This is a genomic window from Pseudomonas sp. PB106, from assembly GCF_009764645.1.
GTDB lineage: Bacteria > Pseudomonadota > Gammaproteobacteria > Pseudomonadales > Pseudomonadaceae > Aquipseudomonas.
The window spans coordinates 1-7,755 of record NZ_RWIM01000215.1; the positions used below are offsets into that span (position 1 = coordinate 1).

A 7,755-nucleotide genomic window follows, 5' to 3' on the forward strand; every position below is an offset into this window, starting at 1 on the left:
AGCCTTCGGCAGCTCCTACATAGGTGGCGCCAGGCTGCGGTTTTGTAGGAGCTGCCGAAGGCTGCGATCTTTTGGCGGCTCCACAAGCGCATTTGGTTAGGTTTCTGGTGGAGTCTGGCAATGCCGTTACGCGAAGAATGTCTGTGGGAAAAACTCACGCCGCAACGCCCGGATAACACCGCGCTCAAGGGTGAAGTCAACGTCGATGTCTGCGTGATCGGTGCCGGGTTTACGGGGTTGTCGGCGGCGCTGCATCTGTTGGAAAAAGGCAAAAGCGTCTGCGTGCTGGAAGCTCATCGCGCGGGGCATGGTGGCTCCGGGCGCAACGTCGGGCTGGTCAACGCCGGTATGTGGATTCCGCCGGACGAAATCGAAGCCGGTTTCGGTGAAGCCGTCGGCAGTCAACTCAATCGCATGCTTGGCGCGGCGCCGGCGTTGGTGTTCAGCCTTGTGGACAAGTACAACATCGATTGCCAATTGCGCCGCGAAGGCACCCTGCACATGGCGCACAACGCCAAGGGCGAGGCGGATCTGCGCAGTCGTGAGCAACAATGGAAGCGCCGTGGCGCACCGGTCGAACTGTTGACCGGCAAGGCCTGCGAACAGGCCACCGGTACACAAAAAATTGCTGCCGCATTGCTCGATCGCCGCGCCGGAACACTCAACCCGATGGCTTACGTCACCGGGCTGGCGAATGCCGTGATCGGCCTTGGCGGGCAGATGTTCGACCATTCCCCGGTCACCCGACTCGAGCGTCAGGGCGAGAAATGGTCAGTGCAAACCGAGCAGGGCTCGGTGCTCGCCGAACAAGTGGTGATCGCTTCCAACGCCTACACCGAAGGCGACTGGACCGAACTCAAACGCAATTTCTTCCCCGGTTATTACTATCAGGTCGCCTCGGCTCCGCTGACCGAAGACGCCGCGCAGGAAATCCTCCCGGGCGGGCAGGGTTCCTGGGATACGCGGCAAGTCCTGAGCAGCATTCGCCGCGACAAAGAAGGGCGGTTATTGCTCGGTAGCCTGGGCAACGGTAATCAGAAACCGACCTGGTTCCTCAAAGCCTGGGCCGACCGCGTGCAGCAACATTACTTCCCCAAGTTGAAACCGGTTGAATGGGAATGCACCTGGACCGGGCGCATTGCGTTTACCCCTGATCACCTCATGCGCCTGTTCGAACCGGCGCCGGGACTGGTGGCCGTCACGGGCTACAACGGCCGGGGGGTTACCACCGGTACGGTGGTCGGCAAAGCCTTCGCGGATTATTTGTGTAACGGCGATCCTCAAGCCCTGCCGATTCCTTTTGCACCGATGCAGCCCTTGGCCGGCGTGGGCTTGCGCAGTTGCCTGTACGAGGCCGGGTTCTCGCTGTATCACGCGGGCCAGTGCCTGCGCATTGTGATTTGAGTGTTGAAATATGTTGCCGGAAGCGGCGCTTTTCGATGCAGCGACTAGCCTGTAATGGTGCGGGTTGTAGCAGTCCCGCACCAGCAGTGTGCAGTTCGGTGACGCGGGCTGTTACAGGCTGGTTGCACGTCGTTTGGTGCCGCGGTTGCAATGATGGCGCAGGCGGGTTGCGCCTGAAAAAATAAATGGTTTCACCTTCCGCGGTTTAGACGGTTGCACGCCCAATGAAAATGGGAACGAAACAGTCGAAATAACAAGAAAGCAGCGACTTTTTGAAGAATAAAAAACCGATGGCACGGGCCTTGCTCTGAGCTTTCAGTGAAGTGAAGTCGCAGTGCCAACTAAAAAAAACCTTGGAGCACCACCTCATGTCCCAGACGTTTTACAAGAAAGGCTTTCTGGCCCTCGCAGTGGCTACTGCGTTGGGTGTTTCTGCGTTTGCTCAGGCTGACATCAAAATCGGTGTAGCGGGTCCAATGACGGGCGCCAACGCGGCATTTGGCGAGCAGTACATGAAGGGTGCACAGGCAGCGGCTGACGCGGTCAACGCGGCAGGCGGCGTCAACGGGGAAAAAATCGTACTGGTCAAGGGCGATGACGCCTGCGAACCGAAGCAGGCCGTGACGGTCGCCAAGGACCTGGTCAACCAGAAAGTCGCTGGCGTAGTCGGTCACTTCTGCTCTTCTTCGACTATTCCAGCGTCGGAAATCTATGACGAAGCCGGCGTGATCGCGATCACCCCGGGCTCTACCAACCCGCAAGTGACCGAACGTGGCCTCAGCGCCATGTTCCGTATGTGCGGACGTGACGACCAGCAGGGCATCGTTGCCGGCGACTATATCGTCGACGTGCTCAAAGGCAAGAAAGTTGCCGTGCTGCACGACAAGGATACCTACGGCCAGGGCCTGGCAGATGCCACCAAGGCACAGCTTGAGAAGCGTGGCGTGAAACCGGTGCTGTACGAAGGCCTGACCCGTGGCGAGAAAGACTTCAGCGCCGTGGTCACCAAGATCCGCGCAGCCGGTGCCGACGTCGTCTACTTCGGCGGCCTGCACCCGGAAGCCGGTCCACTGGTCAAGCAACTGCGTACCGAAGGCCTGAAAGACGTGAAGTTCATGTCTGACGATGGCATCGTGACCGACGAACTGGTGACCACCGCTGGCGGCCCGCAATACGTCGATGGCGTGCTGATGACCTTCGGCGCCGACCCGCGCATGCTGCCGGAAAGTAAAACTGTCGTGGATGCCTTCCGCAAGGCCGGCACCGAGCCAGAAGGCTACACCCTGTACGCCTACGCTTCGGTGCAAACCCTGGCTGCAGCGTTCAACGGCGCCAAATCCAATAGCGGCGAGAAAGCCGCCGAATGGCTGAAAGCCAACCCGGTGAAAACCGTTATGGGCGAGAAGGCCTGGGACAAGAAGGGCGACCTGAAAGTCTCCGACTACGTGGTGTACCAGTGGGACGCAACTGGCAAATATCACCAGCTGGAAAAACAGAAGTAAGGGCTGACGCGATCAGTTGATCCCCACCGATCCCATGTAGGAGTGAGCCTGCTCGCGATGACGGACTGACAGGCAACACATGTGTTGAATGTTCCACCGCTATCGCGAGCAGGCTCACTCCTACAGGGGCGGTGGTGACTGGTTAATCGCGCTCTGACATTGCTCCGACGTAGATCTGTATTTTCCCTAGAAGAGCCGCCCACCCACAGGTGGGCAGGTTCTCACTGCGTGAGATTGCGTTATGGATGGTATTTTCCTGCAGCAACTGGTCAACGGTCTGACCCTCGGGTCGGTCTATGGCCTGATCGCCATCGGCTACACAATGGTCTACGGCATCATCGGCATGATCAACTTCGCCCACGGCGAGGTTTACATGATTTCCGCTTACCTGGCGGCAATCAGTCTGGCTCTGCTGGCTTACTTCGGTATCGAATCTTTCCCGCTGCTGATGCTCGGCACTCTGATCTTCACCATCGTCGTCACGGCGGTGTATGGCTGGGTCATTGAGCGAGTCGCTTACAAACCCCTGCGCAACTCCACCCGACTGGCCCCGCTGATCAGCGCCATCGGTATTTCCCTGATCCTGCAAAACTACGCCCAGATCAGCCAAGGCGCCCGCCAACAAGGTGTTCCAACGCTGCTCACCGGCGCCTGGCGCGTCGACATCGGCACCGGTTTCGTTCAGCTCACCTACACCAAGATCTTCATTCTGGTGGCCGCATTTGTCGGCATGGGTCTGCTGACCTACGTGATCAAGTACACCAAGCTCGGCCGCATGTGCCGCGCCACTCAGCAAGACCGCAAGATGGCCTCGATTCTGGGGATCAACACCGATCGCGTGATCTCTTACGTGTTCATCATCGGTGCAGCGATGGCGGCATTGGCTGGCGTGCTGATCACCATGAACTACGGCACGTTCGACTTCTACGCCGGCTTCGTCATCGGCATCAAAGCGTTCACTGCCGCGGTACTCGGCGGGATCGGCTCGCTGCCGGGCGCGATGCTGGGCGGGATCATTCTCGGCATCTCCGAATCGCTGTTCTCCGGTCTGGTCAACTCCGACTACAAAGACGTGTTCAGCTTCTCGCTGCTCGTACTTGTTCTGGTCTTCCGGCCGCAGGGCCTGTTGGGCCGTCCTCTTGTGTCGAAGGTGTAAGCGATGTCTTCAACCACTAAAAAAACCATCGATATCAAAAAAAGCCTGGTTGAGGCGATTCTGGCCGGCCTGATTGCCCTGATCGTATTCGGGCCGATTGTCGGCGTCGTTCTTGAGGGTTACAGCTTCAACCTTGAGCCGACCCGGGTGGCGTGGCTGATCGGCATTGTCATGATCGGCCGCTTTGCCATCAGCCTGTTCCTGCAAACGCCCAAGGGCCTGAAAATTCTCGATGGATTCGAAAGCACCGGTTCCGGCGTGCATGTGCTGCCCGCCGATCACAAAACCCGCCTGCGCTGGATCATCCCGCTGCTGATTGTGCTGGCCATCATCGTTCCGTTTGTTTCCAACTCCTATCTGCTGGGCGTGGTCATCCTCGGGTTGATCTACGTGTTGCTCGGACTGGGGCTGAACATCGTGGTCGGTCTGGCTGGCCTGCTCGACCTCGGTTACGTGGCGTTCTACGCCATCGGTGCCTACGGTCTGGCGCTGGGTTATCAGTATCTCGGTCTGGGTTTCTGGACGGTGCTGCCACTGGCGGCGATCACCGCGGGACTTGCCGGTTGCATCCTCGGTTTCCCGGTGTTGCGCCTGCATGGCGACTATCTGGCGATCGTGACCCTGGGCTTCGGTGAAATCATTCGCCTGATCCTCAACAACTGGTTGTCCCTGACCGGCGGCCCGAACGGCATGCCGGCACCGCTGCCAACATTCTTCGGTCTGGAGTTCGGCAAACGAGCGAAGGATGGCGGGGTGCCGTTCCACGAGTTCTTCGGCATCGCCTACAACCCGGACGTGAAGTATTACTTCATCTACGCGGTGTTGTTCCTCGTGGTATTGGCCGTGCTGTACATCAAGCATCGTCTGGTGAAGATGCCGGTCGGTCGCGCATGGGAAGCCCTGCGTGAAGATGAAATCGCCTGCCGCTCGATGGGCCTCAACCACGTGCTGGTCAAGCTCTCGGCGTTCACCATCGGTGCATCGACCGCAGGTCTCGCCGGGGTGTTCTTCGCAACCTACCAAGGCTTCGTCAACCCGACCTCGTTCACCTTCTTCGAATCGGCGCTGATTCTGGCCATCGTCGTACTCGGCGGCATGGGTTCGACCATTGGCGTGGTGATCGCAGCCTTCGTGCTGACCGTGGCCCCGGAACTGCTGCGTGGCTTCGCTGAATACCGCGTGCTGCTGTTCGGCATCCTGATGGTGTTGATGATGATCTGGCGACCACGTGGGCTGATCCGCATCAGCCGTACCGGGGTCACTCCACGCAAAGGTGCCATTCACTATGAGAGGACTGCGCCATGAGTGAAGTCGTACTCTCTGTTGAAAAACTGATGATGCATTTCGGTGGTATCAAGGCGCTGAGCGATGTCAGCCTGAAGGTCAAACGCAACTCGATCTTCGCCTTGATCGGCCCCAATGGCGCCGGCAAGACCACGGTGTTCAACTGCCTGACCGGGTTCTACAAAGCCACCGGCGGCAAGATCGAGCTGAACGTGCGTGGTCAGCAAACCAACGTCATCCAGTTGCTGGGCGAATCGTTCAAGCCGACCGACTTCGTCTCGCCGAAATCCTTCCTCAGCCGCATGTACTACAAGATGTTCGGTGGCACGCATCTGGTGAACCGTGCTGGCCTGGCGCGAACCTTTCAGAACATTCGCCTGTTCAAGGAAATGTCGGTGCTGGAAAACCTGCTGGTGGCGCAGCACATGTGGGTCAACCGCAACATGCTCGCCGGCATCCTCAATACCAAGGGCTACCGCAAGGCTGAAAGCGACGCGCTGGACGTCGCGTTCTATTGGCTGGAAGTGGTCGATCTGGTCGACTGCGCCAACCGTCTCGCCGGTGAACTGTCCTACGGGCAGCAGCGGCGTCTGGAGATTGCCCGGGCCATGTGCACGCGGCCGCAGATCATCTGCCTCGACGAACCGGCCGCCGGCCTCAACCCTCAGGAAACCGAAGCGCTGAGCGCGATGATCCGGCTGCTGCGCGACGAGCACGATCTGACCGTGGTGCTGATCGAACATGACATGGGCATGGTTATGAGTATTTCCGACCACATCGTGGTGCTGGACCACGGCATCGTCATCGCCGAAGGCGGGCCTGAAGCGATCCGCAACGACCCAAAAGTGATTGCCGCCTACCTGGGCGCCGACGAAGAGGAGCTGGTATGACGCAACCGATCCTCGAACTCAAAGACCTCGACGTGTTCTACGGACCGATCCAGGCGCTCAAAGGGGTTTCGCTGCAGATCAACGAGGGGGAAACCGTCAGCCTGATCGGCTCCAACGGTGCGGGCAAATCGACGTTGCTGATGTCGATCTTCGGCCAGCCACGGGCGGCGGGCGGGCAGATTCTCTATCAGGGCGTCGACATCACCCAAAAGTCCTCGCACTACATCGCCTCCAATGGCATCGCGCAGTCGCCGGAAGGGCGGCGGGTGTTCCCTGACATGACCGTCGAGGAAAACCTGCTGATGGGCACCATCCCGATTGGCGACAAGTACGCCAAGGAGGACATGCAGCGCATGTTCACGCTGTTCCCACGCCTGGAAGAGCGGCGCACGCAGCGGGCGATGACCATGTCCGGTGGTGAGCAGCAAATGCTCGCGATTGCTCGTGCGTTGATGAGTCGACCGAAGTTGTTGCTGCTCGATGAGCCGAGCCTCGGATTGGCGCCGATTGTGGTGAAGCAGATCTTCGCGACCCTGCGGGAACTGGCGAAAACCGGGATGACGATTTTCCTCGTCGAGCAAAATGCCAACCATGCGCTGAAACTGTCGGATCGGGCGTATGTGATGGTCAACGGCGAGATTCGCCTGACGGGCACCGGTAAGGAGTTGCTGGTGAACGAGGAGGTGCGCAACGCCTATTTGGGCGGGCACTAGTACTTCATAAGTTGTCCACAAACCCCGACACGATAATGTCGGGGTTTTTTTATCTCTCAGATCACCGTAAACCCCTGTAGGAGTGAGCCTGCTCGCGATCGCGGTTTCCCATTCGCCATCATCGGTGGCTGATACACCGCTATCGCGAGCAGGCTCACTCCTACAGTTGATCTGCGCCAGAAACCAGAATTGTGGAAAACAAATTCCCCAACCTGCCAAAGCGCGACATATAGACGCTGCAAACGGCTGTTTTTCCACAGTTTTGACTTGTCCCCGTTTGCTGTGGAGCTGGCTGTGAATAACGTGGGTGTATCTGGCTGCAAGCCACGTATAACGTGGCTTGCGAGGGTGTGATTGTTTTTTGATCAGGCGATTTTACGGAGCTTGAAGTCGTCGTTGTCAACCTTTTTATAGAGGCGTCCAGCGAGGAATTGTGCGGTGAGCAATCCTGTGGATAAGTCTGTGATTAAACTCTGGAAAGACTCCGCTAAGGGCCGTAATGACTGGCCTCGCGCAATCACTGTGCTGGCCGGGCAATCGTGCAAAATGCCATCTCCCGCACATACGCTACTTCAGGGTCAAGCAAAAAACTTTCTATTTCCGCCGCAAAGCCTTGTGTGGCGTGGCTTTGCGTGTTTCGACTTGCCCCCGGAAACTGTGGAAGGGACTGTGGATAACATGCGTGCACATGGCTACAGGCATTGCCCTGTATAGCGTTGCGAAGGTTGGTCATTTTTTGTTCGATTATGTAGGAGCTGCCGAAGGCTGCGATCTTTTGATGTTGTTTTTCAAGATCAAAAGATCGC

At 58.3% G+C, this 7,755-nt stretch carries 7 protein-coding genes; 6 read left to right on the top strand and 1 reads right to left on the bottom strand.

The window, feature by feature from the left end; genetic code table 11:
- Nucleotides 1-120 precede the first annotated feature (120 nt).
- From EJA71_RS26195 to EJA71_RS26220, 6 genes are all read left to right on the top strand, one after another.
- Nucleotides 121-1,404, top strand: coding sequence for an FAD-binding oxidoreductase (locus EJA71_RS26195; protein WP_158960851.1), 1,284 nt, complete (start codon nucleotides 121-123; stop codon nucleotides 1,402-1,404).
- 368 nt (nucleotides 1,405-1,772) lie between these two features.
- A complete protein-coding gene (locus EJA71_RS26200; RefSeq protein WP_008078283.1) occupies nucleotides 1,773-2,906 on the top strand; it encodes an ABC transporter substrate-binding protein in 1,134 nt (377 codons plus the stop codon).
- Nucleotides 2,907-3,147: 241 nt separating this feature from the next.
- Nucleotides 3,148-4,062 (top strand): branched-chain amino acid ABC transporter permease, encoded by a 915-nt coding sequence (locus tag EJA71_RS26205; RefSeq protein ID WP_008078282.1) that lies wholly within the window; start codon nucleotides 3,148-3,150, stop codon nucleotides 4,060-4,062.
- Nucleotides 4,063-4,065: 3 nt separating this feature from the next.
- Nucleotides 4,066-5,367, top strand: a complete 1,302-nt coding sequence (livM, locus tag EJA71_RS26210; RefSeq protein WP_158960853.1) for a high-affinity branched-chain amino acid ABC transporter permease LivM — start codon at nucleotides 4,066-4,068, stop codon at nucleotides 5,365-5,367.
- Nucleotides 5,364-6,236 carry an ABC transporter ATP-binding protein gene (locus EJA71_RS26215; RefSeq protein WP_016771916.1) on the top strand — a complete coding sequence of 291 codons (873 nt, stop codon included), beginning with the start codon at nucleotides 5,364-5,366 and terminating at the stop codon, nucleotides 6,234-6,236. The genes livM and EJA71_RS26215 overlap by 4 nt, the downstream gene beginning before the upstream one ends.
- Nucleotides 6,233-6,949 carry an ABC transporter ATP-binding protein gene (locus EJA71_RS26220; protein WP_158960855.1) on the top strand — a complete coding sequence of 239 codons (717 nt, stop codon included), beginning with the start codon at nucleotides 6,233-6,235 and terminating at the stop codon, nucleotides 6,947-6,949. Before EJA71_RS26215 ends, EJA71_RS26220 begins: the two co-directional genes overlap by 4 nt.
- Nucleotides 6,950-7,466: 517 nt before the next feature.
- Here EJA71_RS26220 and EJA71_RS26225 read toward each other — a convergent pair.
- A partial coding sequence (locus tag EJA71_RS26225) for a hypothetical protein (protein WP_158960859.1) occupies nucleotides 7,467-7,755 on the bottom strand: 289 nt, incomplete at its 5' end.